This is a genomic window from Variovorax sp. PAMC26660 (assembly GCF_014302995.1).
In the GTDB taxonomy this organism is placed as follows: domain Bacteria; phylum Pseudomonadota; class Gammaproteobacteria; order Burkholderiales; family Burkholderiaceae_C; genus Variovorax.
Genome location: NZ_CP060295.1, coordinates 4,989,219 through 5,014,708 on the forward strand (window position 1 = coordinate 4,989,219; position 25,490 = coordinate 5,014,708).

The 25,490-nt window shown below is 65.7% G+C and carries 25 protein-coding genes; 11 read left to right on the plus strand and 14 right to left on the minus strand.

What is annotated here, in order from left to right; genetic code table 11:
• The first annotated feature begins 1 nt into the window (after window position 1).
• The 3 genes from H7F35_RS23550 to H7F35_RS23560 all read left to right on the plus strand — a co-directional run bounded on the left by H7F35_RS23550 (window position 2) and on the right by H7F35_RS23560 (window position 2,006).
• Complete coding sequence (locus H7F35_RS23550) at window positions 2-553, plus strand: hypothetical protein (protein WP_187108978.1); 552 nt, start codon at window positions 2-4, stop codon at window positions 551-553.
• A 210-nt stretch (window positions 554-763) separates the two neighbouring features.
• Window positions 764-1,438: a hypothetical protein gene (locus H7F35_RS23555; protein WP_187108979.1), complete on the plus strand. Its 675-nt coding sequence runs from the start codon at window positions 764-766 to the stop codon at window positions 1,436-1,438.
• Window positions 1,439-1,529: 91 nt separating this feature from the next.
• The gene (locus tag H7F35_RS23560) at window positions 1,530-2,006 is read left to right on the plus strand and encodes a molybdenum cofactor biosynthesis protein MoaE (protein WP_187108980.1); all 477 of its coding nucleotides are present in this window, start codon (window positions 1,530-1,532) and stop codon (window positions 2,004-2,006) included.
• A 333-nt stretch (window positions 2,007-2,339) separates the two neighbouring features.
• Here H7F35_RS23560 and H7F35_RS23565 read toward each other — a convergent pair whose 3' ends face one another.
• Window positions 2,340-3,335 (minus strand): Bug family tripartite tricarboxylate transporter substrate binding protein, encoded by a 996-nt coding sequence (locus H7F35_RS23565; RefSeq protein ID WP_187108981.1) that lies wholly within the window; start codon window positions 3,333-3,335, stop codon window positions 2,340-2,342.
• Window positions 3,336-3,489: 154 nt separating this feature from the next.
• Here H7F35_RS23565 and clpB point away from each other — a divergent pair, with 154 nt between their 5' ends.
• Together clpB and H7F35_RS23575 are read left to right on the plus strand one after the other, a co-directional pair.
• Entirely contained in the window at window positions 3,490-6,111 is a 2,622-nt protein-coding gene (clpB, locus tag H7F35_RS23570; protein ID WP_187108982.1) for an ATP-dependent chaperone ClpB, read from the plus strand.
• A gap of 6 nt (window positions 6,112-6,117) precedes the next feature.
• Complete coding sequence (locus H7F35_RS23575) at window positions 6,118-6,447, plus strand: hypothetical protein (protein ID WP_187108983.1); 330 nt, start codon at window positions 6,118-6,120, stop codon at window positions 6,445-6,447.
• Window positions 6,448-6,458: 11 nt separating this feature from the next.
• On the opposite strand, the gene H7F35_RS23580 is transcribed toward H7F35_RS23575, so the two are convergent.
• The 6 genes from H7F35_RS23580 to H7F35_RS23605 form a co-directional block, all read right to left on the minus strand.
• The gene (locus tag H7F35_RS23580; RefSeq protein ID WP_187108984.1) at window positions 6,459-8,279 is read right to left on the minus strand and encodes an AMP-dependent synthetase/ligase; all 1,821 of its coding nucleotides are present in this window, start codon (window positions 8,277-8,279) and stop codon (window positions 6,459-6,461) included.
• Window positions 8,276-9,112 (minus strand): ABC transporter ATP-binding protein, encoded by an 837-nt coding sequence (locus H7F35_RS23585; protein WP_261803326.1) that lies wholly within the window; start codon window positions 9,110-9,112, stop codon window positions 8,276-8,278. The genes H7F35_RS23580 and H7F35_RS23585 overlap by 4 nt, the downstream gene beginning before the upstream one ends.
• Entirely contained in the window at window positions 9,112-10,293 is a 1,182-nt protein-coding gene (locus H7F35_RS23590) for an ABC transporter substrate-binding protein (RefSeq protein WP_187108985.1), read from the minus strand. The genes H7F35_RS23585 and H7F35_RS23590 overlap by 1 nt, the downstream gene beginning before the upstream one ends.
• A 35-nt stretch (window positions 10,294-10,328) precedes the next feature.
• Window positions 10,329-11,366, minus strand: a complete 1,038-nt coding sequence (locus H7F35_RS23595; RefSeq protein WP_187108986.1) for a branched-chain amino acid ABC transporter permease — start codon at window positions 11,364-11,366, stop codon at window positions 10,329-10,331.
• A 408-nt stretch (window positions 11,367-11,774) separates the two neighbouring features.
• Window positions 11,775-12,653 (minus strand): branched-chain amino acid ABC transporter permease, encoded by an 879-nt coding sequence (locus H7F35_RS23600; protein WP_187108987.1) that lies wholly within the window; start codon window positions 12,651-12,653, stop codon window positions 11,775-11,777.
• Complete coding sequence (locus tag H7F35_RS23605; protein WP_187108988.1) at window positions 12,653-13,525, minus strand: ABC transporter ATP-binding protein; 873 nt, start codon at window positions 13,523-13,525, stop codon at window positions 12,653-12,655. The genes H7F35_RS23600 and H7F35_RS23605 overlap by 1 nt, the downstream gene beginning before the upstream one ends.
• 140 nt (window positions 13,526-13,665) lie before the next feature.
• Between H7F35_RS23605 and H7F35_RS23610 the strand changes: the two genes are divergently transcribed.
• The 5 genes from H7F35_RS23610 to H7F35_RS23630 all read left to right on the plus strand — a co-directional run bounded on the left by H7F35_RS23610 (window position 13,666) and on the right by H7F35_RS23630 (window position 17,429).
• The gene (locus H7F35_RS23610) at window positions 13,666-14,364 is read left to right on the plus strand and encodes a TetR/AcrR family transcriptional regulator (protein WP_187108989.1); all 699 of its coding nucleotides are present in this window, start codon (window positions 13,666-13,668) and stop codon (window positions 14,362-14,364) included.
• Window positions 14,361-15,143, plus strand: coding sequence for an enoyl-CoA hydratase/isomerase family protein (locus tag H7F35_RS23615; RefSeq protein WP_187108990.1), 783 nt, complete (start codon window positions 14,361-14,363; stop codon window positions 15,141-15,143). The genes H7F35_RS23610 and H7F35_RS23615 overlap by 4 nt, the downstream gene beginning before the upstream one ends.
• A gap of 31 nt (window positions 15,144-15,174) precedes the next feature.
• The gene (locus tag H7F35_RS23620) at window positions 15,175-16,359 is read left to right on the plus strand and encodes an acetyl-CoA C-acyltransferase family protein (protein ID WP_187108991.1); all 1,185 of its coding nucleotides are present in this window, start codon (window positions 15,175-15,177) and stop codon (window positions 16,357-16,359) included.
• 16 nt (window positions 16,360-16,375) lie between these two features.
• Window positions 16,376-16,783: an alternative ribosome rescue aminoacyl-tRNA hydrolase ArfB gene (gene arfB / locus H7F35_RS23625; protein WP_187108992.1), complete on the plus strand. Its 408-nt coding sequence runs from the start codon at window positions 16,376-16,378 to the stop codon at window positions 16,781-16,783.
• Between the two features lie 70 nt (window positions 16,784-16,853).
• Window positions 16,854-17,429 (plus strand): DUF3299 domain-containing protein, encoded by a 576-nt coding sequence (locus H7F35_RS23630; RefSeq protein WP_187108993.1) that lies wholly within the window; start codon window positions 16,854-16,856, stop codon window positions 17,427-17,429.
• Window positions 17,430-17,453: 24 nt separating this feature from the next.
• On the opposite strand, the gene H7F35_RS23635 is transcribed toward H7F35_RS23630, so the two are convergent.
• From H7F35_RS23635 to H7F35_RS23650, 4 genes are all read right to left on the minus strand, one after another.
• The gene (locus H7F35_RS23635) at window positions 17,454-18,338 is read right to left on the minus strand and encodes a LysR substrate-binding domain-containing protein (protein ID WP_187108994.1); all 885 of its coding nucleotides are present in this window, start codon (window positions 18,336-18,338) and stop codon (window positions 17,454-17,456) included.
• A gap of 10 nt (window positions 18,339-18,348) precedes the next feature.
• Window positions 18,349-20,076: a SulP family inorganic anion transporter gene (locus H7F35_RS23640; protein WP_187108995.1), complete on the minus strand. Its 1,728-nt coding sequence runs from the start codon at window positions 20,074-20,076 to the stop codon at window positions 18,349-18,351.
• Window positions 20,077-20,190: 114 nt separating this feature from the next.
• The gene (locus tag H7F35_RS23645) at window positions 20,191-20,649 is read right to left on the minus strand and encodes a DUF2501 domain-containing protein (RefSeq protein ID WP_261803327.1); all 459 of its coding nucleotides are present in this window, start codon (window positions 20,647-20,649) and stop codon (window positions 20,191-20,193) included.
• An 84-nt stretch (window positions 20,650-20,733) separates the two neighbouring features.
• Window positions 20,734-22,086 (minus strand): M20/M25/M40 family metallo-hydrolase, encoded by a 1,353-nt coding sequence (locus H7F35_RS23650; protein ID WP_187108997.1) that lies wholly within the window; start codon window positions 22,084-22,086, stop codon window positions 20,734-20,736.
• Between the two features lie 146 nt (window positions 22,087-22,232).
• Between H7F35_RS23650 and H7F35_RS23655 the strand changes: the two genes are divergently transcribed.
• Complete coding sequence (locus H7F35_RS23655; RefSeq protein WP_410010725.1) at window positions 22,233-23,144, plus strand: LysR family transcriptional regulator; 912 nt, start codon at window positions 22,233-22,235, stop codon at window positions 23,142-23,144.
• A gap of 8 nt (window positions 23,145-23,152) precedes the next feature.
• On the opposite strand, the gene H7F35_RS23660 is transcribed toward H7F35_RS23655, so the two are convergent.
• From H7F35_RS23660 to H7F35_RS23670, 3 genes are all read right to left on the minus strand, one after another.
• Window positions 23,153-24,361 (minus strand): beta-ketoacyl-[acyl-carrier-protein] synthase family protein, encoded by a 1,209-nt coding sequence (locus H7F35_RS23660; RefSeq protein ID WP_187108998.1) that lies wholly within the window; start codon window positions 24,359-24,361, stop codon window positions 23,153-23,155.
• On the minus strand, window positions 24,358-24,612 hold the full coding sequence (locus H7F35_RS23665; RefSeq protein ID WP_187108999.1) for an acyl carrier protein: 255 nt from the start codon (window positions 24,610-24,612) through the stop codon (window positions 24,358-24,360). The genes H7F35_RS23660 and H7F35_RS23665 overlap by 4 nt, the downstream gene beginning before the upstream one ends.
• A gap of 115 nt (window positions 24,613-24,727) precedes the next feature.
• Complete coding sequence (locus H7F35_RS23670) at window positions 24,728-25,438, minus strand: phosphatase PAP2 family protein (RefSeq protein WP_261803328.1); 711 nt, start codon at window positions 25,436-25,438, stop codon at window positions 24,728-24,730.
• Between the last annotated feature and the right edge of the window lie 52 nt (window positions 25,439-25,490).

Here is a 25,490-nt window from a genome sequence, read left to right on the forward strand (position 1 = left end):
TATGATCAATTTTTGGTCTTCGTTGTTGCGACGACTCTCGCGGCAGGGGGTTCTTGTTTTTGCATCATCTTTTATAATTCACCTCTCTGCTTCTGCGGGATATGCTGGTGGCCCTTACGTGGTATGGGTAAATCTCGATCATTCCTTCGACGGAGAGAGGATTGATTCAGTAGTTGCCGATTTTGTTGCGAGCAATTCGATTAATTGCGATGGACAATGGAAATCGGGGGATTCTTTGTTGTATATGAAAAAGCGCCCGCCATTGATTGATGATGATTTGGTAAGAAAAGTCTTTTTGAAGAGGGACGCTATTCAAAGAAAATACTTGAGCGACGCGCTGAGAAAATATAGCGAAATTGGATTTCGGCATTACGATGGCCTTGATGGGATTGTTGTTTACTCAAATCAAGGTGTCGCAAAAATGATGAGTTTGACGACGAAAAAGAAGGAGATTCAATCTGTAGTTCTCGCTTCACGTGGCAATCGACCCATGAAGAAGGATGTGGAGGATGCGTTTTGCGCGCTTTTGCCTCCAATTACGCGCGCGCCATAGCTCAATTGTTAGATGTGGGGGTTTGGGGGATTTGCAGGTCTGGCCAGCGGGCTCCGTGGAGTATTCACCTCGGTAGGCACTTTCTTTTTTGGGGGGAAGCACCCCAAAGGGTGCTCTCGATGATTTTTTTTCGTCGCTTGGTGTGGAATCCAAAATTTTTATTTGGCATGGCCGGAGCTGGGGGGCGTTGACATCGCCCTCGATCTCCCGGTGGGCTTGCTGCGCCCACCGGTCAAGGCCATGTGCATCCTTGTTCCCGCGGAGCAGCGCTCGCGTTGCGCGGATGTCGGGGCGATCTTTGTGTTTACCTCCGAACTGGAGCGCGTGGATTCCGCAGCAGGTGCACGGCGCGCCATTACGCTGAACACGATGACATTCAGAAGTGCCGGGTATGTCGAGGAGCGCAGTCTGCAACTGCGCATTGATGACGAGACGTGTGCTGTGCAACGTCTGGTCTCGGAGTCGATGGGAGGCTGCGATGACGAAAGCAGGGTCGACGATTACAAGAGAGGGCTGGCGTTGTGGTCCTTCGCGGTTGACTACACCGTCAAAACCTTGCTGTACCTGAGCCTGGATGACACCGTGATCTCACATGACCGGGCCTACAGCAGTGCGCCAAGGACGTTTCTCGGCCTGGGCAGGCGCAAGCGCGAACTCAGGCTGGCGGAGGTTGAGCAGCTTTATGACCGATGCATCGTCGGTCCCGCCAGGGCCACCGATTGGGCTGGCGCGCAGGCTGATGAATTGGGCTTGGATGGACAAGTGTCACCGCACTGGCGGCGCGGCCACTTTCGCCAGCAGGCGCATGGGCCGCAGGGCAAACAACGCAAACTGATCTTCATCAAACAGACGCTGATACGTACCGACCGGCTTGCGGCGGGTTGATCAAGGTGAGGCGAACGCGTTGATCGAATTGAAGCCGCGCTGGCGCGCACGCTCCAACGCAGCATCTACATTGCGATGCCACAATTCGGACATGAGCGTTGCGCGTGTTTCGATCCAGACGGCCGATTTCGATCTCTCCGAAGAGGTCGCCACGTTGCGCGCGGGCGACAAACGCGTGGGTGCCGTCTGCAGCTTCGTCGGCACCGTGCGCGACCGCAATGACGGCAGCACCATCGCATCGATGGAGCTGGAGCACTACCCCGGCATGACCGAGAAGTCCATCGAGGCCATGATCGACGAGGCGCACAAGCGCTTCGACATCCTCGGTGTGCGCGTGATCCATCGCGTGGGCCTCTTGCAGCCGCTGGACCAGATCATGATGGTGGCGGTGGTGTCGGCGCATCGCGGCCAGAGCTTCGAGGCCTGCGAGTTCCTGATGGACTACCTCAAGACGCAGGCGCCGTTCTGGAAAAAAGAACAGACGCCCGAAGGCGCCCGATGGGTCGATGCGCGTGTGGCCGATGACGCGGCGCTGGCGCGCTGGGGCATCACCAGTCCGAACGCGTAGGAACCTGTCTGGGATCTGTTTGGGTCGTTGCTGTTCAGGGCGACGCTCACGCCGACACGGTGCTCTTTTTCGCGAATGTCCCCCGCTTCGCTCCTCCTTTATTTCGCGAAAAAGAGCCCCGTATCGACATGAGCGTTAGACAGAGCGGTCGTTGATCGGCGATGCACCAGCAGCGCGTCCAGGTGCGAATGACACCGGGTGTTCCCCGCAGCGAAATAAAGGAGGAGCGAAGCGGGGGACATTCGCGGAGGGGAGCACCCGGTGTCATTCGCACGCACCCCGAACAAACCGCGCGCAACCCTCAACAAGCTGCTGCGCGGCGGCGAACAGGTGTCAAAGAGGCTTGAACCCGCTGGCCTGAATGATCCGCTCCCAGGTCTGCGTATAGGTGCGCACGCGGCCCGCGAACTGGCCCTGTGGCTCGTAGCCAACCGTCAGCCCCATCGTCGTCAGCTTCTGCTTCACGTCGGGCATGGCCAGCACCTTCTGCAGTGCATCGCCGTACTTGTCGATGATCGGCTGCGGCGTGCCCACTGGCGCGAAGATGCCGTAGTAGGGCAGGTCTTCCAGGTTCGCAAAGCCCAGCTCGGTGAAGGTCGGCACATTCGGCAGCACCGCCTGGCGCTTGGCGCCGATGGAGGCCACGATGCGCACCTTGCCGGCCTTGTGGTTCTCGATGAAGTCCGGCACCGAGGCAATGCCCGCGGTGATCTGGTTGCCCAGCATGTCGGCCGTCATGGGCGCGCTGCCGCGGTAGGGCGCGGGCTGCACGTCGATCTTGTACTTGTCCGAGATCATCTTCACGAGGAATTCGGGAATCGACGCGGGTGCCGGAATGCCGATGGTTTCCTTGCCGCCCTTTTGCGTGCGGACCCACTTCACGTACTCGTCGATGCTCTTGGCCGGCGTGCCGCCCGAGACGGCCAGCACGTTGGCGAAAGTGGCGAAGCCGGCCACGGGCACAAAGTCGGTGGCGGGGTTGAAACCGGGGTTCTTGATCACCTGCGGCAGGATCGAGATGGTGTGGTCATGCGACAGCAGCAGCGTATGGCCATCGGCCGGCGACGACTTCAGCACAGTGGCCGCGATCTGCCCGCCCGCGCCCGCGCGGTTCTCGACCATCACCGGCACGCCCAGCACGTCCTTGAGCTTTTCGCCCAAAGTGCGTGCAATGGCATCCGTGCCCGCGCCAGCCGGAAAACCGACGAGCAGGCGGATGGGCGTGCCGCTTTGCGCTTGCGCAAGGCTCGACAGACCCAGGGCCGCCAGGATGAGGCCGGCGCTGATCGCCCGGCGAACCGGTTGAACGCGCTGCATTGAAAAAACCATGATCGACTCCATTCGAGAGAAAGAAGAAAAAGAGATAAATGCCTACGGACAAGGGGAAGCGGATCCCGTGCAATAGCCATGCCCAAAGCACCGGCGTGGCCGGCAGCCTTGAATCGTGCCCGAACGGCCCTATTTTGGATGCAGGAATACCACCATGCGACAAGACAAACTCACCACCAAATTTCAGGAAGCGCTGAGCGATGCGCAGACGCTGGCGCTCGGCAACGACAACGCCTACATCGAGCCGGCCCACTTGCTGGTCGCGATGCTGCGCCAGGACGATGGCCCCCGCGCGCTGATGGAGCGTGCCGGCGTCAATGTGCCGGGCCTGGTGCAGGCGGCCGAGGTCGCCATCAAGAACCTGCCGCAGGTGCAGGGCCACGACATCGTGCAGGTCGGCCCTGAACTGGGCAAGCTGCTGCAGGCCACCGAAAAGGAAGCCATCAAGCGCAATGACCAGTTCATCGCCGGTGAACTCTTCCTGCTCGCGCTGGCCGACAGCAAGGCCGATGTCGGCAAGATCGCCCGCGAAAACGGCCTGAGCCGCAAGTCGCTCGAATCGGCCATCGACGCCGTGCGAGGCGGGCAGGGTGTGAACAGCGCCGATGCCGAAGGCCAGCGCGAAGCGCTCAAGAAATACACCACCGACCTGACCGAGCGCGCGCGCCTGGGCAAGCTCGACCCGGTCATCGGCCGCGACGAGGAAATCCGTCGCGCCATCCAGGTGCTGCAACGCCGCACCAAGAACAACCCCGTGCTCATCGGCGAACCCGGCGTGGGCAAGACCGCCATTGTCGAAGGCCTCGCGCAGCGCATCGTTGCGGGCGAAGTGCCCGAGTCGCTCAAGGGCAAGCGCGTGCTGTCGCTCGACATGGCCGCGCTGCTGGCGGGTGCCAAGTTCCGCGGCGAATTCGAAGAGCGCCTGAAGACCGTGCTGAACGAACTCGCGAAGGACGAAGGCCAGACCATCGTCTTCATCGACGAGCTGCACACCATGGTCGGTGCCGGCAAGGCCGAAGGCGCAATGGATGCGGGCAACATGCTCAAGCCCGCACTCGCACGCGGCGAGCTGCATTGCGTAGGCGCCACCACGCTCGACGAATACCGCAAGTACATCGAGAAAGATGCGGCCCTGGAGCGCCGCTTCCAGAAGATCATCGTGGGCGAGCCGAGCGTCGAGGCCACCATCGCCATCCTGCGCGGCCTGCAGGAAAAATACGAAGTGCACCACGGCGTGCAGATCACCGACCCGGCCATCGTGGCCGCGGCCGAACTGTCCGACCGCTACATCACCGACCGCTTCCTGCCCGACAAGGCCATCGACCTGATCGACGAGGCTGCGGCCAAGATCAAGATCGAGATGGACTCCAAGCCCGAGGTCATGGACCGCCTCGATCGTCGCCTCATCCAGCTTCAGATCGAGCGCGAAGCCGTGCGCCGCGAAAAAGACGAAGCCTCGCAGAAGCGCTTCGGCCTGATCGAGGACGAGATCGCCAAGCTGCAAAAGGAAATCGCCGACTACGACGAGATCTGGCAGGCCGAAAAGGCGCAGGCCCAGGGCAGTGCACATGTGCGCGAAGAGATGGACAAGATCAAGTTCCAGATCGAGGAATGGAAGCGCAAGGGCGACTTCAACAAGGTGGCCGAGCTGCAATACGGCCAGTTGCCGGCGCTCGAAAAGCGCCTGAAGGAAGCCGAGGCCAGCGAGGCGAGCAAGGGCAAGTCCAGCGCGCCCACGCTGCTGCGCACGCAGGTCGGTGCGGAAGAAATCGCCGAGGTCGTGGCGCGTGCCACCGGCATTCCGGTCGCCAAGCTGATGCAAGGCGAGCGCGACAAGCTGCTCGTGATGGAAGACAAGCTGCATGAGCGCGTGGTCGGCCAGGACGAGGCCATCGGTGCGGTCGCCAATGCGATCCGCCGCTCGCGCTCGGGCCTGTCCGATCCGAGCCGCCCCACGGGCTCGTTCCTGTTCCTCGGCCCCACGGGCGTGGGCAAGACCGAGCTGTGCAAGGCGCTCGCGGGCTTCCTGTTCGACAGCGAAGACCACCTGATCCGCATCGACATGAGCGAGTTCATGGAGAAGCACTCGGTCGCCCGCCTGATCGGCGCGCCACCGGGCTACGTGGGCTATGAAGAGGGCGGCTACCTCACGGAAGCCGTGCGCCGCAAGCCCTACAGCGTGGTGCTGCTCGACGAGGTCGAGAAGGCCCACCCCGACGTGTTCAACGTGCTGCTGCAGGTGCTCGACGATGGCCGGCTCACAGATGGCCAGGGTCGCACCGTGGACTTCAAGAACACCGTGATCGTGATGACGAGCAACATCGGCTCGCCGATCATCCAGGCCATGGTGGGCAAGCCTTCCGAAGAGATCAAGGAAGCGGTGTGGGACGAGCTGAAGAACTACTTCCGTCCCGAGTTCCTGAACCGTATCGACGAGACGGTCGTGTTCCATGCGCTCGACGCAAAGAACATCGAATCGATCGCCGGTATCCAGCTCAAGGTGCTGAAGGCGCGCCTGGCGAAGATGGACCTGGGCCTGGAGGTGTCGCCCGCGGCGCTGGCCGAGATTGCCAAGGTCGGCTTCGATCCGGTGTTCGGTGCGCGTCCGCTCAAGCGTGCGATCCAGCAGCGCCTGGAGAACCCGCTGTCGAAGCTGCTGCTCGACGGGACCTTCGGGCCGAAGGACACGATCGAGGTCAATACCGACCCGATCCAGTCGCCAGGCCAGTTCTCGTTCACCAAGGCCGGGGAACCAACGGCGGCCGCTTCGGCCTAAAGTCGGATGATGAACTTTATTCTTCGCGTCATTCTTCTGCTCCTGGGGCTGGTCTTCGCGGCCAGCCTGGCCGTGGCGGTCATGCTGCTGGCCGCAGTGTGGGGTGTGCGCTACGCCTGGGGGCGTCTCACGGGCAAGCCCGTGACGCCCTGGGTGATGCGCTTCAACCCGCGCTCGGGTTTCGACCGTTTTCGCCATCCTGCCGCGCCGGCCGAGCCCACCGCTGCCGATGTGGTCAGCGCCCGCGCCCGCGGCGAGTCGGTGCGCAGCCCCATCGCCATCGGCTCCGTCGACGACGTGACCGACGTGCGGGCCCGCCCCGTGCGCGGCGACTAAGCCCCCTCCGATCAGGCGCTGTACAGCGCCTCGATCTCGCTGGCGTAGGTCTTGTAGATGCTGGAGCGCCGCACCTTCATGGTTGCGGTGACTTCACCGTCGTCATGGTCCAGCTCTTTGGTCAGCAGATGAAAGCGCCGAATTTGCGACACCTGCGCCAGCTTTTCATTGCCCCTTGAAATCTCCGTGTCGATCAGCGCGCGCACCTGGGGCTCTTCCACCAGCGAGCGGAAATGCGTGAATGAAATGCGCTGCGCCTCCGCCCACTTGCCCACCGTCTCGTAGTCGATCTGCAGCAGCGCGCCGACGAACTTGCGGCCATCCGCCACCACGATGCATTCCTTGATGAAGGGGCTGCCCTTCATGGTGTTCTCGATTTCCGAGGGCGTGAGGTTCTTGCCGCCGGCGGTGATCATGATGTCCTTGAGCCGGTCGACGATGCGCAACTGCCCGTCTTCCTCGCGCACCACGTCGCCGGTGTACAGCCAGCCATCGCGGATCGACGTCGCCGTGGCCTCGGGGTTCTTGTAGTAGCCCTCGAACACCATGTCGCCACGCACCAGCAACTCGCCCGTTTCGCCGACGCGATGCTCGGTGCCCAGCGTGGGCGGGCCGACCGTGCCGATCTTCACCGCATCGCTGCGGTGGCCAGCGATCATGCCGGTCGACTCGGTCAGGCCGTACACCTCCACCAGCGGCACGCCCAGCGTGCGAAAGAAACGCACCACGTCGGCAGGGATCGGCGCCGCTCCGGTGAGCGCGATGCGCGCACGCCGCAGGCCGATGAAGTTCTGCAGCGCACGCAGCACGGTCCAGTAGGCGAGGGCGAAGCGGCCGCGTTCGGCCAGCGTCCAGCTGCTGCGCGGCTTCTCGGCCAGCGGTGCGCATGCGTCCAGCGCGCGCTGGAACAACCCGCGCTGCAGGCGGCCTGCTTCCTGCATCTTGATGCTGATGCCCGCATGCAACTTCTCCCAGATGCGCGGCACGCCGAGGAACATCGTGGGCGCCACTTCGCGCAGGTCTTCTTGCACGGTGCGGATCGATTCGCCGAAATTCACCTGCGAGCCCAGGTACACAGGCACGAAGGCCGTGAGCATCTGTTCGGCCACATGGCACAGCGGCAGGTATGACAGGTGCGTGGTGTCGCCGTCGAGCCCAAGCCGCTCGACGATGCCGGGCACCACGCCGCGGATGTTGCGGTACGAAATCATCGCGCCCTTGGGCTTGCCGGTCGAACCCGAGGTGTAGATCATCAGGCCGATGTCGCCCAGCTTCTGGCGTTGCAGCGCGGCGTCGATCAGCGCGTTGCCGTCGCGTGCCTGCGCCTGTTCGCCGGCTTGTTCGACTTCTGCAAATGTCGCGATGCGCTCGCGCACCTCAGGCGGATAGCTCGCCAGTCCCTTGGTCTCGATGACGACGATCTTGCGCAGGCGTGGCAACTGGTCGATGGCGTCCAGCACCTTGTCCGTCTGCTCCTGGTCTTCGCAGACGATCACCTCGATGTCCGCGTGCCCGACCACGTAGGCCACCTCGTTGCTCGGGCTGGTGGGGTACACGCCGACCGTCACGGCGCCGATCAGCCCCGCGCCCATCTGCGCGAGCAGCCATTCGACGCGGTTCTCGGAGATCACGCCCAGGTGCCCGCCCGGCGCCAGGCCCATCGCATGCAGGCCCAGCCCGAAGTGGCTGGCGCGTTGCAGGTAGTCGGCCCAGTCCAGCGGATGCCAGATGCCGAAGTCCTTCTGGCGGATCGCGATGCGATGCGGCTGCTGGCGCGCCTGCTCGCGCAGCATCTGCGGCAGCGTGAGGGAAGGGAGCGATGAATCGGTCATGAGAGCCAGCGCTTGCGGCGCTTGTAGTGCTTGAGCTCGCGGAAGCTGCGCGATTCGCCGCTGCCGCCCACGCCCAGATAGAACTCGCGCACGTCCGGGTCGGCCGCCAGCCGCTCGGCGCTGCCGTCGATCACGACCTTGCCGCTTTCCATGATGTAGCCCGTGTGCGCGATCGCCAATGCCACGCTCGCGTTCTGCTCCACCAGCAGCATCGAGGTGCCGCGCTCGGCGTTGATGCGCGCGATGATCGTGAAGATGTCTTCCACCAGCTTGGGCGAAAGGCCCAGCGAGGGCTCGTCCAGCAGGATGAGCTTGGGCTGCGCCACCAGCGCGCGGCCGATGGCCAGCATCTGCTGCTCACCGCCCGAGAGATAGCCCGCCAGGCCCTTGCGGCGTTCGTGCAGGCGCGGGAAATAGGCATACACGTTGTCGAAGTTGCGCGAGGGCGCGGGCCCGTCGCGCCCCGTCAGCGCATAGGTCGCGGCCACCAGGTTTTCTTCAACCGTCAGGTCCTCGAACACACGGCGGCCTTCCATCACATGGCTCAGGCCGCGCCGCACCAGTTGCTGCGGCGCGAGCTGCGCGGTCGGCGCGCCGTCGAATGCGATGCGGCCGGCCTCGACCTCGCCGTCTTCCAGCGCGAGCAGGCCCGACACCGCCTTCAGCGTGGTCGACTTGCCCGCGCCGTTGCTGCCCAGCAGCGCCACGATCTGCCCGCGCGGCACGGCCAGCGACAGGCCGCGCAAGACTTGCACGACCTTGTTGTAGACCACTTCGATGTTGTTGACCTCCAGCACGAGGTCGGGCGGTGCCACGCGCGCGTCCATCGTCATCAGTTCAATGCGATCCAGTCGGAGGCCGGCAGCATCTTCTGGGCCTTCATGTCGGCCTTGTAGACGCGGCCCACGGGAATGGAGTTGCCCTTGATGGTGATGGGCGTGCCGATCAGCCCGCCGGTGTCGAAGTCCTTGATGGTGTTGAGCGCGGCCTTCAGGTTCTTGCCGTCCAGCGGCTTGCCGGCGTCGAGCGTGCGCTTTGCCGCTTCGGTGAACAGCATCGCCGTGAGAAAGCCCTGCGTGTAGGCCGTGCTCTGGTAGTCGGTGCGCAGCGCGCGGATCTTGTCGAGCATTGGCGCCTTGGCCGTGGTGTCGTAGTAGTAGCGGTAGGGCATCACGCCCATGAAGCCGTCGCCGACTTCGCCCATCTTCATCACGGTGGAGCTGTCCATGGTCCAGAAGGTGCCCATCCACTTGCTGGTCATGCCCATCTGCTTGCCCTGCTGCATGAACTCGGGAATGGGCGCGAGGATGTAGCCGTGGAAGATGGTGTAGTCGGGCGCGGCGCGGCGCAGCTTGATGACTTCGGTCGACACGTCCACGCTACCGGCCGGCGTCATGAGCTTCACGGGCACCGTGAGGCCCAGCTTCTTGGCGGCGGCTTCGCTGGCCTCGATCGGGTCGCGGCCGAATTCCGAATCGGAGTAGACGAAGGCCACCTTGGCGCCCGGCTTTTCCTTCGCGATGTGGCGCAGCAGAATGCCGATCTGCTCGGTGTAGTCGGGACCCACCAGGAACTGGTTCGGGTACTTGGCCGGATCGTTGAGTTCGGTCGCAAACGAGGCGCCCGCCATCAGGATCTGGCCGCCACGGTCCAGCTCGGGGTTGATGGTCTTGGAAAAGCCGGTCGAGTCGCCGTAGTAAAGGTTGACCTTGTTCTGGCTGGTGATCTTCTTGAAGGCCGCCACCGACACATCGACCTTGTAGCCCGTGTCTTCGGGCACGTAGCGCAGCTTGCGGCCCTTGATGCCGCCCGCGTCGTTGACGATCTTCACGTAGTCGGCAATGCCGGCGTTGATGCCCACGCCCGCAAAAGCAAACACGCCGGTCATCGGGATCGAGCCGCCGATGACGATGTCTTCGTTGCCTTGCGCATAAGCGAACGGCACGGCTGCTGCAAGGCTGGCGGCGATCAGCAGGGCGCGGCGGTGTTGGGAAAGTTTCGGTGTCTTGGGCATGCTTTTGTCTCCTGGTTCTGGTTACGCGAATTGCGTCAATTGCGAAAAGGCCATAGATGAAAGAAGCGGCGTATGCGCCGCCACACTTCTGCGAGCCCGTGTGGCTCGAACACCAGAAATCCGACGATTAGCAGCCCGAACACGACGGTGCGAACGGGCGAGAGAAAAACAGTCATCTCGACGCCGCCCGGCAGCAGGTCGACCACCAGCTTCAGCAGCTCCGGCACCATGGTCATGAACACCGCGCCGAAGATGCCGCCGAGCACGGTGCCCATGCCGCCGACGATGATTGCGGCGAGGAAGAAGATCGACATGAGCAGCGGAAAGCTTTCTGGCGTGACCACGCGGAAAAAGTAGGCCCACAGCCCGCCGGCCACGCCTGCGTAGAACGACGAGAGCCCGAACGACAGCAGCTTGTAGCGCAGCAGCGGAATGCCCAGCACCTCGGCCGAGATGTCGCGGTCGCGGATCGCGATGAAGGCCCGGCCCACGCGTGTGCGAAACAGGTTGGCCGCGCCCAGCACCATGAGGAGCATCACTGGCACGATGACCCAGTAGAGGCGAAACGACGTGTCCAGCGGCAGGCCGAAGAACTGCGCCGGTGGCAGCGAGATGCCAGTCGTGCCGCCCGTGAGCTTGAGGTTGGCGAACAGGAAGTGCGTGATGAAAGACGCCGCGATGGTTGCGATCGCAAGGTAGAGCCCCTTCACGCGCAGCGAGGGAATGCCAACGATCAGCCCGCCGAGCATCGCGACCACGCCGCCCGCAAGGATGTTCAGCAGGAAGGGTGTGCCTAGCCGCGTCTGCATGATGGCGACGGTATATGCACCGAGGCCCATGAAGGCCGCTTGCCCCAGGCTCACGAGTCCTGTGTAGCCGGTGAGGATGTTGAGGCCCGTGGCACTTGCGACGTTGATGGCAACGAGGCACGCGAGGTACAGCCAGTAGTCGCTGGCCATGAACGGGAACAACACGAGCAGCGCTGCGCCGATGGCGAGCCACGTTTTCTGTGTGCGCGAGTCGAACAGCGCTGCGTCGGCTGTGTAGCTTTGCTTGGAGGTGCCTATGCGCATTGGGTTGCCTGCCGCTTGTGTTCTTGGCGTTCTTGTTCGGGGCGCTGGTGTTCAGGGCACTGTTGTTTGGGGCGCTGCTGTTCAGGGCGATTGCGAATGACACCGGGTGCTCCCCTCCGCGAATGTCCCCCGCTTCGCTCCTCCTTCATTTCGCTGCGGGGAGCACCCGGTGTCATTCGCACAGGGGCACGCTGCTGGTGATCGCCGATCAACAAGTGCTCTGAGCGCTCACGTCGATACGGGGCTCTTTTTCGCGAAATAAAGGAGGAGCGAAGCGGGGGACATTCGCGAAAAAGAGCACCGTGTCGGCGTGAGTGCCGCCCTGAACAACGGCGCTCTGAACAACCGCGCCCTGAACACCAGCGCCCCAAACGAACAACGCGAAGAACAGAAAGGCAGGCGTTCATCTCAGAGCCTCTCGATCTCGTGCGTACCGAACAGCCCATAAGGCCGAACCATCAGCACGAGCACCAGCACGATGAAGGTCGCGAGCAACTTGTATTCGCCGCCCAGATAAGAACCGGCCAACGCCTCGACCAGCCCGATGAAGATGCCGCCGACCAGCGCGCCGAGCACGCTGTCGAGCCCGCCGACGATCACCACCACCAGCACCGACAACCCGAACACGCCCATCGACGAAGAGATGCCGCCGATGGAGCCGACGATGATGCCGGCCACCGCCGCGATCATGGCCGAGGCCACCCAGGCGAGCGAGAACACGCGCGGCACGTTGATGCCCATCGAGTAAGCGGCGGCCTGGTCCGATGCCGTGGCCCGCAGCGCGATGCCGCCGCGCCAGAAGCGGAACAGCAACAGCACCAGCCCGATCAGCACCACGGCGATCAATGCACCGTAGGCGATCTTCGGCGCGAGGAAAGCCTCGCCGACCATCACCGGTGTGTTCGGCAGAAATTCCGGCAGGCGGCGCTGGTCCGCGGTCCAGATGATCTCGACCAATCCCACGAGCACCGACGCCAGCCCCACCGTGACCATGAACACCGAGATCGGCGGCTCGCCCAGCAGCGGACGGATCATGGTGCGCTCGATCACCGCGCCCAGCAGACCGGTACCTATCACCGAGCCCAGCACGGCCAGCCAGATCGGCAGCGAGAAGCTCGCGGCGAAGGTGAAGAACAGGTAGGCGCCGACCATCAGCATCTCGCCGATGGCGATGTTGACGACGCGCGTGGCCTTGTAGACCAGCACAAAGGCCAGCGCCGCCAGCGCATACAGGCCGCCGCCCGCAATGCCGGTCAGCGCGATCTCGAAGAGGTAGGCCCAATCCATCAGGCCACCTCTGCGGCTGTTGTTGACGCAACTTCACCGCGCAGCCTGCGCCGCAACTCGCCCACGTCACCCGCGCCAAGATAGGCGCGAATGACTTCCGGGTCGGCCTGCACATGTGCCGGCGTGCCCTGCGCGATCACCTGGCCGAAGTTGAGCACCACCACGTGGTCCGACAGGTCCATCACCATGCCCATGTCATGTTCCACCATCAGCACCGTGATGCCCCACTCGCGCCGAACGTCGAGGATGAAGCGCGCCATGTCTTCCGTCTCTTCGCGGTTCATGCCGGCCACGGGCTCGTCGAGCATCAGCACCTTGGGCTGCATGGCGAGGGCGCGGGCCATTTCCACGCGCTTCTGCAGGCCGTAGGGCAGGGCGGCGACCGAGGCGTGGCGGATGTGATCGATCTCCAGGAAATCGATGATCCGTTCCTCCACGTCGCGCCGCAGCTCGGCTTCTTCGCGGCGCGCGCGGCCCAGGTAGAAGAGGGCGTCGAACACGTTGGTCTTCAGATGCACATGGCGGCCGAGCTTGATGTTGTCGAGCACCGTCATGCCGCGGAACAGTGCGATGTTCTGGAAGCTGCGCGCCAGGCCCAGCGCGGCGCGCCGGGGCGCGGGCAGGCGCGTGATGTCCTGGCCCTCGAACAGCACACGGCCCTGCGAGGGCTTGTAGAAACCCGAGATGGTGTTGAACAGCGAGGTCTTGCCGGCACCGTTGGGGCCGATCACCGCGGTGATCGAGCCGGGCGCAACGCTGAAGCCGACGTTCGTCAATGCCTTCACGCCACCGAAGGCGAGCGTCAAGGCATCGACTTGCAGCACCGGGGGTGTCTGGGGGGAGGGGGAGTCCCCGCGGGGCTCGTCAGGCATGGCTAAGCGCGTCGTTGTAAGGTCAGGGTTTGTGTCCAGGAGCAAGAAAGCTACTGGTACGTAAAATTCCTACTGACGGGTAATGTCACTGGTCGCTGCATTGCGCGGCATCCGGACTTTCCCGCGCCCGCACAAACCCCATGCCCCGTCCTGCACCTCGTTCGCCCGTTTCCTCCACCCCGTCCTCGCCCTGGGAGCCCGCCGACAAGCGCGCGCAGCAGCGCGAAGTCAAGCGCAATGCCGTGCTGCAGACGGCTGCCCAGTTGTTCAACGAGCGCGGCTTCCATGCAACGTCGCTCGACGACATTGCCGAGCGGCTCAACGTCAGCAAGCCCACGCTCTACTACTACGTCGAGAGCAAGGACCAGATCCTGCTGGAGTGCGTGCGCATCGCGCTCGACCTGATGAAGGTCGGCATCGGCGAGGTGCGCGCCTCGGGCGGCAGCGCCATCGAGCAGCTCAAGGCCTGCATGCGCATCTATTCGGGCGTGGTCACGCAGGACTTCGGCATGTGCGTGATCCGCATCGGCGAAGACCCGCTGCCCGATCCGCTCAAGAAGGAGCTGCGGCGCCTGAAGGCCGGTATCGACGGGCAGTTCCGCCGGCTCATCGAAGACGGCGTGGCCGAAGGCTCGCTGGCGCCCTGCGACCCGAAGATGGCGGCCTTCATGCTGGCCGGCGCATTGAGCTGGATCGGCCGCTGGTATCGCCCGGACGGCGACCTCACGCCCGACCAGATTGCCGACCAGGGCATCGAACTGCTTCTGAACGGCGTGCTGCAGCGTCCGGCTGCGGCGAGCCGCAAACCCCGTGCGACCAAAGCCAAAGGAAAGACATGACGACAGACGCTCCACTGCTGCTGGGCCGCGATGGCGCGGTGGCCACGATCCGCTTCAACCGGCCGGCCGCGCTCAATGCGATCAGCGTGCCGATGGCCAATGCCTTCCTTGCCGCCGCGCGCGAGCTGGCCGCCGACAAGGGCGTGCGCGCCGTGCTCCTGAGCGGGGCAGGCAAGGGCTTCATGGCGGGTGGCGACCTGGCCGTGCTGCGGGCCGATCCGCTGCAGGGCGCAGCCGACCTGATCGGGCCGCTGCATGAAGCACTGACCGTGTTCAACAGCATGGACGCACCGCTGGTTGCGCAGGTGCACGGCGTGGCCGCCGGCGCAGGCCTGAGCCTGATGCTGCAGGCCGACTTCGTGCTCGCCGCCGAGGGCACGCGCTTCAACCTCGCCTACGTGAACATCGGCACGAGCTGTGACGTGGGTGCCTCGTGGGCGCTGCCGCGCCTTATCGGCATGCGCCGCGCGCTGGAGATCGCGATGCTCGGCGACGCCTACGACACCGCCGCCGCCGAGCGCATGGGGCTGATCAACCGCGTGGTGCCTGCCGCCGACCTCGAAGCCGAGGCCATGGCACTCGCGCAGCGGCTGGCCCTTGGGCCGACCGTGGCGCTGGGCAACCTGCGTCGCCTGATGCGCGGCTCGCTCGACCGCGACCTTGCCGGCCAGCTCGATGCCGAATCGGCCGCCTTCCGCACTTGCGCGGCCACCGACGACTTCCGCATCGGCATCGACGCCTTCTTCGACAAGAAACCGGCCGCCTTCACCGGCCGCTGAACCTCATTTTTCAATCCAGGAGATCCACACCATGACCCAACGCGACATCTTCGTGGTCGGCACTGCCCGCACCGCCATCGGCACCTTCGGCGGCGCGCTGAAGGACGTGCCCAACACGCAACTGGCCACCACCGTCGTCAAGGCCGCCATCGAACGCAGCGGCGTGGCGCCCGATGCCATCGGCCATGTGGTCATGGGCAACGTGATCCCGACCGACGTGAAAGACGCCTACCTGAGCCGCGTGGCCGCCATCGACGCGGGCTGCCCGGTCGAGACGCCGGCCTTCAACGTCAACCGCCTGTGCGGCTCGGGCCTGCAGGCCATCGTGTCGGCGGCGCAGGCCATTGCGCTGGGCGACTGCGACATCGCCATCGGCGGCGGTTCGGAATCGATGAGCCGCGGCCCGTACTTCGACACCTCGGCACGCTACGGTGCGCGCATGGGCGACGCGGTGCTGCTCGACTACATGCTGGGCATCCTGCACGACCCGTGGGAGAAGATCCACATGGGCATCACGGCCGAGAATGTGGCGGCGCGCTACGGCATCACGCGCGAGCAGATGGACGAGCTGGCTGTGGCCAGCCAGCAGCGCGCAGCGGCGGCGATTGCGGCGGGGCGCTTCAAGGAGCAGATCGTTCCGGTCGAGGTGAAGACGCGCAAGGGCATCGTGCTGTTCGACACCGATGAACACGTGCGTGCCGATACCACCGTCGAGACGCTGTCGAAGATGAAGCCTGCGTTCAAGAAGGACGGGCTCGTCACCGCCGGCAATGCATCGGGCATCAACGACGGCGCTGCCGCCGTGGTGCTGGCCGAAGGCGGGCGCGTGAAGGCGCTGGGCCTCAAGCCGCTGGCGCGCCTGGTCGGCTACGCACACGCCGGCGTCGAGCCTGCATACATGGGCATCGGCCCGGTGCCGGCCACGCGCAAGGTGCTGGAGCGCACCGGCCTGAAGGTGAGCGACTTCGATGTGATCGAGTCGAACGAAGCCTTCGCGGCGCAGGCCTGCGCGGTCATCAAGGAGCTGGGTTTCGATCCGGCCAAGGTGAACCCGAACGGCTCGGGCATTTCGCTGGGGCACCCGGTGGGCGCGACTGGCGCGATCATCACGACGAAGGCGATTGCGGAGCTGCACCGCACCGGTGGCCGCTATGCACTGGTCACCATGTGCATCGGTGGCGGCCAAGGCATCGCCGCCGTCTTCGAGCGCGTTTGAAGGCACACTCGCCTGCATGCTCCGACCGCCCCTCCTGATCAACCCCGACGAAGTCGAGATCAGCGCCATCCGTGCGCAGGGGGCGGGCGGGCAGAACGTCAACAAGGTGTCGAGCGCGGTGCACCTGCGCTACGACATCCCGGCAAGCTCGCTGCCCGACGACGTGAAAGAGCGGCTGCTCGCGCTGCGCGACAGCCGCATCACGCAGGAAGGCGTGCTGGTGCTCAAGGCCCAGCAACACCGCACGCAGGAGATGAACCGCGCCGACGCCTTCGCGCGGCTGCAGGCGGTGGTCGACAGCGTGGCGACGCCACCGCGCGCGCGGCGCGCGACCAAGCCTACCTATGGCTCGAAGCAGCGCCGGCTCGAAGGCAAGAGCCAGCGTTCGCAGATCAAGAACTTGCGCGGGCCGGTGCGAGACTGACATCCGGCCGCAAAAGAGGGCAAAGCCCCGCTTTACGGCTCTGAAACATCCGCCGCGCACAATCGAGCCCATGAGAGGCTTCCTTCCGCGCGCCCTGGGCGCGCTTCTTCTGGCGCTTGTCGCGACTTTCCTGGCAGGCTGCGGGCCTGCATCCCAGACCGGGTCGACCACGAACATCGCCGCGGCCCCGGAGCTGAAGTGGGAAGAGCTGATTCCCAAGAGCTGGGACCCGACCAAGCGCTATCGCAACATCAGCCTGGAAGCGCTGCGCGACAACGACCCGCGTGCCATTCAGATGCTCGACGAGATGCGTGCCGTCTGGGACAACGCGCCGATCAATGTGGCGCTCGACGGCAAGGCGGCCAAGCTGTCGGGCTTCGTGGTGCCACTGGACAACACGCAGGGCGGCATCCGTGAATTTCTGCTGGTGCCGTACTTCGGCGCCTGCATCCACACCCCGCCACCGCCAGCCAACCAGATCGTGCGCGTGGTTGCGGGCGAGACCTTCAAGGGCCTGCACGCGATGGACACGGTCAAGGTCAGCGGCGTGCTGAGGGCCGCGCGCTATGCCTCGGCAGACATGGGCGTGAGCGGCTACGAGATCACCGGCGCATCGGTCGAGCGCTTCGTCGCGGCCGGCGACTGACACCGCTCGCGCGCACCCTGTCCTTCAGGTCATTCGCTGCGTCAGGAAGTCCAGGAAGGACGTGATCCGCGCCGCCAGTTGCGTGTTGCGGTAGTACACGGCATTGACCGGCTGGCGCACGTCCAGCGTGTCTTTCGCCAGCACCTGCACCAGCGCGCCACTGTCACGGTCGGCATTCGTCATGAAGTCCGCAAGGCAGGCGATGCCGACACCGGCCAGCGCCAACTGGCGCAGCGTTTCGCCGCTCGATGCAGCCACCGTCGGCGTGATCTGCCATTCATCGCCATGCACGCCGCGCAAGGGCCAGCGGTTCAGCGATTCGGGCTGGGTGAAGCCCAGCAGCGCATGGTCGGCCAGCTCGGCCACCTTGCGCGGCTTGCCGTGCGCTTCGAGATAACCGGGGCTTGCCAGCACGCGCAGTCGATGGGTGCCGAGCGGGCGTGCGTGCAACGTGGAATCGCGCAGCGGGCCGATGCGAATCGCGATGTCGGTGCGCCGCTCCAGCAGGTCGATGGGAAGGTCGTCGGTGTCGAGTTCGAGGCTGATCTGCGGATACAGCCGGCGGAACTCCGGCATCAGCGGCACGATGGCGTGCAGCATGAAGGGCGAGGCCGCATTCACCCGCAAGCGCCCGGCGGGCTGCTGGCGGCGCGCGGCCAGTTGTTCCTCGGCATCGTCGATCGCATCGAGGATGGCGCGTGTGCGCTGCAGGAAGGTGGCGCCTTCCTCAGTGAGTTCCAGCCGCCGCGTGGTGCGGCGAAGCAGGGTGGTGTCGAGTTTCTGTTCAAGCCGGCTCAGCGCGCGGCTGATGCCCGAGACCGTTTGCCCGAGCTGCTCGGACGCGGCGGTGATCGAGCCAGTGTCCACCACGGTGCGGAACGCGACCAGTTCTTCGATGGTGGTCTTCATGGCCGAAGGTTCAGCTCGTGGCTTGCGCGGGCGCTGTATCGACCGGCACGTCGATGCGCGGCATGAGCGCCGCGAGTGCTTCGCCATCGGTGCGGTAGCTGAAGAGCATCGGCCCCGGTGCCAGCAGGCCGGCGCGCTCCAGCACCTGCATCGCCGGCAGCTTCATGCCGCTCAGGTGCAGGCGGATGCCCTTGGATTCCATCATTCGCCGGATCGAGCCGAACACCTCGGCGCCGGTGATGTCGATGCGGTTGATGGGCTGCGCGAACAGGCACACGTCGGTCAGCCCGGGCCGCTCGGCCAGGGCGACGGTGAGCGAGCGCTCCAGCGTGGAGGCCGAGGCGAAGTCGAGTTCTGCGTCCATGCGCAGCGCATAGAGCTGCGGCGCCAGCGGCGGCAGCTTCCAGAGGTTGCGGTCGCGCAGGCTGCCGTCCGGGTGCAGGCCCACTTCGATGATGCGCGGATGCAGGTGGCGGTACATGTAGTGCGCCATGCTCGCGAGCAGCCCGCCGAGCACGCCCCAGTAGATATTGGGCGCGGTCGCGATGGTCAGCACGAAGGTGCCGAAGGCAATGCCCGCCTCGATGCGCGAGATGCGCCACAGCGCGCGAAAGCTCGCAGGCTTCACAAGGCCCAGGATGGCCGTGACCACCACCGCCGCCAGCACCGCCTGCGGCACGTGGTACAGCAGCGGCATCAGCCACAGCAGCGCGCCGGCCACCACCACCACGCTGAACAGCGTGGCCCAGCCGGTCTGCGCGCCCGCATAAAGCGTGATCGCCGAGCGCGAGAACGACGAGCTGGTCGGGAACGCGCCCGAGAAGCCCGAGGCCAGCTTGGCGAGCCCTTGGCCGATCAGGTCCTGGTTTTCGTTCCACAGCGTGCCGGCGCGCGCGTTGTCGACCTTGGCGCTCGACGCGGTTTCAAGAAAGCTCACCAGTGTGATCATCAGCGCGGGCAGCACCAGCGCGCCGAGCGTGCCCAGCGGCAGCAGGCCAGGCCAGTAGAACGACGGCAGGCCCGAAGGCAGGCTGCCCACCACGGCACCGCCGCGCAGCGCGTAGTCGATGACCCAGCTGATCGCGGCCGCGCCGGCCACCAGCGCCATCGTGCTCGGAAAGCGCGGCACCATGCGCTTGCCCAGGAACAGCACCGCGATGCTGCCCAGGCCGAAGGCGATGGCCACGAGGTCGGGCAGCGGGCCGCCCTGCAGCACCTGCGGAATGGTGCGGCCCGTGAAGCCCAGCAGCGCCGGCAGTTGCGAAATGGCGATCAGCACCGCCGCGCCCTGCGTGAAGCCGATCAGCACCGGCGAATTGACCAGCCGCAGCAGCCAGCCGAAGCGCCCTGCGCCCAGCACGATCTGCACGGCGCCCGACATCAGCGTGAGCCACACCGCCATCGCCACCCACTCGGCGCTGCCCGCGACCGCGAGCGGCGCAAGCGAGGCACCGACCAGCAGGCTGGTGAGCGCCGTGGGCCCGACCGACAGCCGCTGCGACGAGCTGAACATCACCGCGATCAGCGCCGGGAACAGCGCCGCATACACACCCGTCACCAGCGGCATGCCGGCCAGCGCGGCATACGCCACGCCTTGCGGAATGACCATCAGCGCCACCGTGATGCCGGCCATCGCCTCGTTGCGCAGCAGCGCGGCAGACGGGCGGGGCCAGGCAAGGCAGGGGACCCAGCGGGAGAGGCGCTGGCGCAGGGTAGGGGAGGTGGTAGCCGGATTCATGAAGGAAATGCTGGTGCGCGAGGTCGAGACGGGGGTCGAGGTCTCGGGCACGCGGTGCGCCACGCCCGGGCGCACGGAGGTCTGAAGAAAGATGGGGCGTGGCCGGGGCCGGGGCTAGATCAGCGACGTCGCGTTCTTGAGCACGTAGTCGCAGGCCTTGGTCTTGACCTTCGACGACAGCACCTTGAAGTTGAGCGTCTGGCCGTCGCCGCCCTTGAGCAGGCCCTTCGCGCCGCTGGCAAAACCGGTCTCTTGCGGCTTCTGGCCGGTGATCTTGGCGAGCAGCTTGTCTTTGACCGAGGCCGCGTCGCCGCCCAGGTAGTTGTTCTTGACGCAGTACTGCAGCACGCCGGCTGCATTGCCCATGGTGCTGGAGCCGATGGCGGGCATCTTGAAACCGAGTTTGCTGCCCAGATCGCCGAGCGCGGAGCCGCCGCTGGCACCGCCGCCTTGCGTGTTGGCGCTGGCTGCTTCGCCGGCTTTTTCCTTCAACTGGTCGAGCAGGTTGTTGGCTTGCGCCGAGGCGCCCGCTGCGAGCAGTGCCAGGGCGATGAGGGTGGAGCGAGCGTGCATGGTGGCCTCCTGTCGGTAAGCATGGTGGAAAGCGGCCACCAGCATACCGGAGAGTCCCCGGCCCACGCCTGCGGTCGTACCCGCTTACTTCGTGCGAGGCGGGCGCTTTTCCAGCAGGGGCGTGCTCGTACCTTGCACGCCGACCAGGCCCAGCACCGTCACCAGCGAGTTCTGCGCGCCCTTCCAGCCGTCGGTCACGTCGATCCACTCGCTCAGCGCATGGAAGCCACCGGTCTTGCCGCCGCCGCCGATGATGATGGCCGGGATGCCCAGCGCCATCGGCACGTTGGCGTCGGTGCTCGCGCCCGTCAGCAGCGTCTTGTGGCCGAAGGCCGCGTTCGAGCGCGTGGCCGCCTCGACGATCACCGTGTCGGACTGCGTGCGGCCGCCCGGACGGTCGCCGATCAGCCGGGTGCTCACGCTCAGCGTGTTCACGTTCCAGCGCTTGTTTTCCTCGACCACGGCTTCGTCGATGGCCGCGAGGATCTTCTTCTCGGTTTCCAGCAGCGGTGCCATTTCGTCCGAGCGGATGTCCACGGCCATGCGCGCATCGGGCGCGATGGTGTTGACCGAAGTGCCTCCGCCCACCGTGCCGACAGTGAACGTGGTCTTCGGGAAGCTCGGCGTGCGGATCTCCGCGATCTTCGCGATGGCGCGGCCCATGCCGTGGATGGCGCTCGGCACCTGGCCGAAGGCGCCGAAGCTGTGGCCGCCCGGGCCTTTGAAGTTCACCTCGTAGCGGTGGCTGCCCGTGCCCAGCATCAGCACCGTGCCTTCGGGCGCAGGCTCCAGCCCGACCATGCCGTCGATGTCGAGGTTGTCCCGAAAGACCGCCTTGATGCCGCGCAGGTTGCCCAGTTCTTCTTCGCCCACATTGCCCACGATCAGCAGGTCGCCCACGGTCTGGATCTTGTTGTCGTTGAGCACCTTGATCCACGAGAGCAGCACCGACAGCCCGCGCGTGTCGTCCGAGATGCCGGGCGCGTAGAGCTTGCCGTCGCGCTCCTTGACCTTCACGTCGGTGCCCGCAGGGAACACGGTGTCGAGGTGGGCCGAGATCAGCAGCTTGGGCCCGTTGCCCGTGCCCTTGCGCAGACCAACCACATTGCCTTCGGCATCGATCTTCGCGTCGGCAAGACCCAGCGCCTTCATGCGTGCGAGAAAGGCTTCAGCGCGCTTTTGTTCCTTGAACGGCGGTGCCTCGATCTCGGTGAGCATCTTCAGGTCTTCGACCGAGCGCGCATGGTCGTCCTTGACGGATTCGAGCAGCTTCTGGATGGCGGGCGAGGCCATCAGTTGCGTGTAGGCCTTGTCGATTTCGGGCCGCACCTGCGCAGGCGTGGCCGCGACGGCGGCGTTCTGGGCGTGGGCGACACCGGCGACGGACGCCAGGGCGAGGACGAGCGGAGCGAGGCGGAAAGACACGGAGCGGGGCATGGTGCGGTGATGTCCTTGAAGGAAAAAAGAACGAGGGCAGGCAGGCGCCGCTGGCGCGGCGTCGTCAGCGATTCTTGCGGCTGTGATAAGTGCCTGCTCTGGTTTAATCTTCGGCGTTGTCAGTTTTTCTAACGAGCGAGCACCCCATGGCCGGCATGCGTCGCCACATTCCAAGCACCCGCGCGTTGCTGATCTTCGATGCGGTGGCGCGTCACCACGGCGTCGGCAAGGCCGCGGAAGAGCTGTGCCTCACGCACAGCGCGGTGAGCCAGCAACTGCGGCTGCTCGAATCGCAGATCGGCGTGCGGCTGGTGCAGCGCACGGCGCGCGGCACCGAACTTACCGAGGCCGGGCGGCGCTACCACGGCCAGGTGTCCGGCGACCTGCTGCGGCTGCAGAACCACACGCTCGAAGCGATGGCCCAGCGCACCGATGGCCTGCGCCTGCTGGTGGGCGCGGTGCCCGTGGTGGCCGAGGGCTGGCTGATGCCGCTGCTGCCGCAGTTCATGGCGCTGCATCCGGGCTGCAGCCTGCATCTGCAGGTGTTTCCGACGCACCTCTACATGGAAGACATGTCCTTCGACGTGGGCGTGCAGTACGACGATGCGGTGTGGCCCGGTGCCAATGCGCGGCCCTTGATGGGCGAGTTCTGCGTGGCGGTGTGCTCTCCGCATGCGAAGGGCCGGGCCGCGATGGCGCTGGGCGATTTCAGCGCCGCGCCGCTGCTTCAGCTTCGCACGCGGATGGGCGCATGGGAGGAATGGTTCGGTCAGGTGGCGCATGCGCGCCCGCCCGAGAACCTGGTGGCGGGGCATCGCTTCGATCTGTTCTCGTCATTGGTCGCCGCCGTGCGCGCAGACCTGGGCGTGGGGCTGGTGCCCGAGTATTTCGTCGAGCGCGAGCTGCGTTCGGGAGAGTTGGTGCTGGCCTGCCCGCACCGGGCGCCGTCGAGCCGGGGCTACAGCGTCTTCGTGGCGCCGAGCAGGACGGACGACGCGCTGGTCAGCGCTTTCGTGACGTGGCTCTGCGCGGTGGCGCCGCAGGCCAGGCCCGCGTAGCCTGCGCGTCAGGCGCGGCGAAAGAGCAGCACCGAGTTCGTGCCGCCGAAGGCGAAGGAGTTGCTGATGGCGGCTTCGAGCGCCGGCGCGGCCGTGTCGTTCGGCGTCACCAGGTGAAGGCTGCAGGCCGGATCGATCTCGCTGCAGTTCGCATTGGGCGGCAGTTGCCGGTTGTGCAGCGCGAGCACAGTGATGAGCGCTTCGAGCGCGCCCGCCGCACCCAGCATGTGGCCGTGCAGCGCCTTGGTCGAACTGACGCGCAGCAGGTCGAGGTCGTTGCCCCACACATCCGCGAGCGCATTGCGCTCGACCACGTCGCCGATGCGCGTGGCCGTGCCGTGCGCATTGCAATAACCCACGTCGCGCGGCTGCAGGCCGGCCTGGCGCAGGGCGGTGCGCAAGGCGCGGGCCTGTCCCGGGGCGTCGGGCTTGGTCAGATGGGTGGCGTCGCTGCTCAGGCCCCAGCCGGCCAGCGTGGCGTAGCTGCGGGCGCCGCGGCGGCGTGCGCGTTCGACGGATTCGAGCACCAGGAAGGCCGCGCCTTCGCCCAGCACGAAACCGCTGCGGTCGGTGGCGAAGGGGCGCACCGCACTGGCCGCCTCGCCCGGCGGGAAGGTGGCCAGCGTCTGCATCGCCTGCCAGGCCAGTACCACGCCCGGCACGATCAGCGCTTCGCTGCCACCGGCGATGGCGATGTCGATTTCGCCGCGTTGTATCGCCTTGGCCGCTTCGGCAATGGCCGCCGACGACGAGGCGCAGGCGACGGAATAGGTGAGCACCGGGCCCTGCACGCCCTGGCGCATCGCCACATGGGCGGCGGGCGCGTTCGGCATGAAGGCGGGAATGGTGAGCGGCGACACGCGGCCGTTGCCGCGATAGGCCGCTTCGAGCGCGGCGGCACCGCCCATGCCGCAGCCGGCGAACACGCCGATGCGCTCGGGGTCGGCGTCACCTGTCTGAATGCCCGCGTCGCGCATCGCCAGGTCGGCGGCGGCCACCGCGAGCTGGCTGACGCGGTCGACGCCCGCGAGCTGCAGCTTGGTGAACCAGCGCGTTTCATCGAATGCGACCGTGGCTGCGGCCGCTGGCTTGGGCAGTTCGGGAAAGACGGGCTGGATGGCCGAGCGGCCTTGCAGCAAGGACTGGAACAACGCGCCGGGCTCGTCGCCGTGCGGCGCCATGACGCCCAGCCCGGTGACGGCGACTTCGTGGTTCACGCGGCTTTCTGCGCCGCCTTCGCGGCAACGACCTTGTCGACCAGCGCCGAGAGGTCGGCCAGGGTGTCGATGTTCGCGTCCTCGTCGGGCATGGTGATGCCGAAATGGTCTTCGATGGCAAAGAGGAATTCGGCAAGGGCCAGCGAATCGAGCCCGCCGGTTTCGCGCATCGATGCGTGGGGATCGAGCTTCGACGGTTCGATGCCGTATTTCTCGTGGATCAGGTCCTGCAATTCCTTCAGCGAACTCATCGTGCGATGCCTGTCGTCATGTGCTGCCGCCGGTCGATTGCCACCCATGTCGGGTATGCCATGGATCGATCCCTTCCTCTTCGGCCTGTGGTCAGTGATGACCGATGATATCCGCTCAAACGGCAGGGGCATCCCCTCGAAAACGCCTGTGGGGCCGCCAGCGCAGCGAGGGTATTGCGAACGCCATACCGAGCAGGGCGCCGGCCAGCACGTCCAGCACCACATGCTGCTTGACCGCCAGCGTCGAGTAGGCGATGGCGGCAAACCAGGCCCAGTTCAGCACCCGCAGCAGGGCCGGCGTGCGGGCTTCGCGCAGCACCTGCCCGAGGCGGATGGCGGTGAAGATCGCCACGGCCACATGCATCGATGGGCAGGCATTGCCCGCCGCGTCCACCCCTTGCAGCATCGCGAAACCGGGGAAGCCCGAGACATCGATGGACAAAGGGGGTATCTGGGTCGGCCAGAAGTAAAAGAGGCTCAGGCCGCTGAGGCACAGCGCGCCGATCCACAGCCCGTAGACAACCAGCTCGCGAAAGCTGAGCAGCAGCCCCGGCGCGATGCCGACGTACACCCAGAGCGAGAGGTAGGCGCCCAGCGTGTAGGGCTGGAACGGAATCAGGTGGTCCAGCGCTGTCAGCGGCATCACCGTGACCGGAAAGGCCGGGTTGCGCAGCAGGTGGAAGTAACCGATGAAGAACAGCCACGTGAAGACCGTGGTGCCCACCGCCTTCAGCAGGAAATGGCGGCGGATGCGCAGGCCGATGTCGGCGGTCCACGTTCGCGGCCCGGAGGGAGGCGCCATCTGCAGGGGGATCGGTGGGTGCATGGTGTCGTCGGTCGCCGATCTTGCCAGAGCCGCCGTGAACGGCAGCCCTGGC

Excerpts from the sequence above, each read along its gene's own strand:
- H7F35_RS23550 (WP_187108978.1), top strand. The coding sequence starts at position 2 with ATGATCAATTTTTGGTCTTCGTTGTTGCGACGACTCTCGCGGCAGGGG.
- H7F35_RS23560 (WP_187108980.1), top strand. The coding sequence starts at position 1,530 with ATGAGCGTTGCGCGTGTTTCGATCCAGACGGCCGATTTCGATCTCTCC.
- H7F35_RS23565 (WP_187108981.1), bottom strand. The coding sequence starts at position 3,335 with ATGGTTTTTTCAATGCAGCGCGTTCAACCGGTTCGCCGGGCGATCAGC.
- clpB (WP_187108982.1), top strand. The coding sequence starts at position 3,490 with ATGCGACAAGACAAACTCACCACCAAATTTCAGGAAGCGCTGAGCGAT.
- H7F35_RS23575 (WP_187108983.1), top strand. The coding sequence starts at position 6,118 with ATGATGAACTTTATTCTTCGCGTCATTCTTCTGCTCCTGGGGCTGGTC.
- H7F35_RS23580 (WP_187108984.1), bottom strand. The coding sequence starts at position 8,279 with ATGACCGATTCATCGCTCCCTTCCCTCACGCTGCCGCAGATGCTGCGC.
- H7F35_RS23585 (WP_261803326.1), bottom strand. The coding sequence starts at position 9,112 with ATGACGATGGACGCGCGCGTGGCACCGCCCGACCTCGTGCTGGAGGTC.
- H7F35_RS23590 (WP_187108985.1), bottom strand. The coding sequence starts at position 10,293 with ATGCCCAAGACACCGAAACTTTCCCAACACCGCCGCGCCCTGCTGATC.
- H7F35_RS23595 (WP_187108986.1), bottom strand. The coding sequence starts at position 11,366 with ATGCGCATAGGCACCTCCAAGCAAAGCTACACAGCCGACGCAGCGCTG.
- H7F35_RS23600 (WP_187108987.1), bottom strand. The coding sequence starts at position 12,653 with ATGGATTGGGCCTACCTCTTCGAGATCGCGCTGACCGGCATTGCGGGC.
- H7F35_RS23605 (WP_187108988.1), bottom strand. The coding sequence starts at position 13,525 with ATGCCTGACGAGCCCCGCGGGGACTCCCCCTCCCCCCAGACACCCCCG.
- H7F35_RS23610 (WP_187108989.1), top strand. The coding sequence starts at position 13,666 with ATGCCCCGTCCTGCACCTCGTTCGCCCGTTTCCTCCACCCCGTCCTCG.
- H7F35_RS23615 (WP_187108990.1), top strand. The coding sequence starts at position 14,361 with ATGACGACAGACGCTCCACTGCTGCTGGGCCGCGATGGCGCGGTGGCC.
- H7F35_RS23620 (WP_187108991.1), top strand. The coding sequence starts at position 15,175 with ATGACCCAACGCGACATCTTCGTGGTCGGCACTGCCCGCACCGCCATC.
- arfB (WP_187108992.1), top strand. The coding sequence starts at position 16,376 with ATGCTCCGACCGCCCCTCCTGATCAACCCCGACGAAGTCGAGATCAGC.
- H7F35_RS23630 (WP_187108993.1), top strand. The coding sequence starts at position 16,854 with ATGAGAGGCTTCCTTCCGCGCGCCCTGGGCGCGCTTCTTCTGGCGCTT.
- H7F35_RS23635 (WP_187108994.1), bottom strand. The coding sequence starts at position 18,338 with ATGAAGACCACCATCGAAGAACTGGTCGCGTTCCGCACCGTGGTGGAC.
- H7F35_RS23640 (WP_187108995.1), bottom strand. The coding sequence starts at position 20,076 with ATGAATCCGGCTACCACCTCCCCTACCCTGCGCCAGCGCCTCTCCCGC.
- H7F35_RS23645 (WP_261803327.1), bottom strand. The coding sequence starts at position 20,649 with ATGCACGCTCGCTCCACCCTCATCGCCCTGGCACTGCTCGCAGCGGGC.
- H7F35_RS23650 (WP_187108997.1), bottom strand. The coding sequence starts at position 22,086 with ATGCCCCGCTCCGTGTCTTTCCGCCTCGCTCCGCTCGTCCTCGCCCTG.
- H7F35_RS23655 (WP_410010725.1), top strand. The coding sequence starts at position 22,233 with ATGGCCGGCATGCGTCGCCACATTCCAAGCACCCGCGCGTTGCTGATC.
- H7F35_RS23665 (WP_187108999.1), bottom strand. The coding sequence starts at position 24,612 with ATGAGTTCGCTGAAGGAATTGCAGGACCTGATCCACGAGAAATACGGC.
- H7F35_RS23670 (WP_261803328.1), bottom strand. The coding sequence starts at position 25,438 with ATGCACCCACCGATCCCCCTGCAGATGGCGCCTCCCTCCGGGCCGCGA.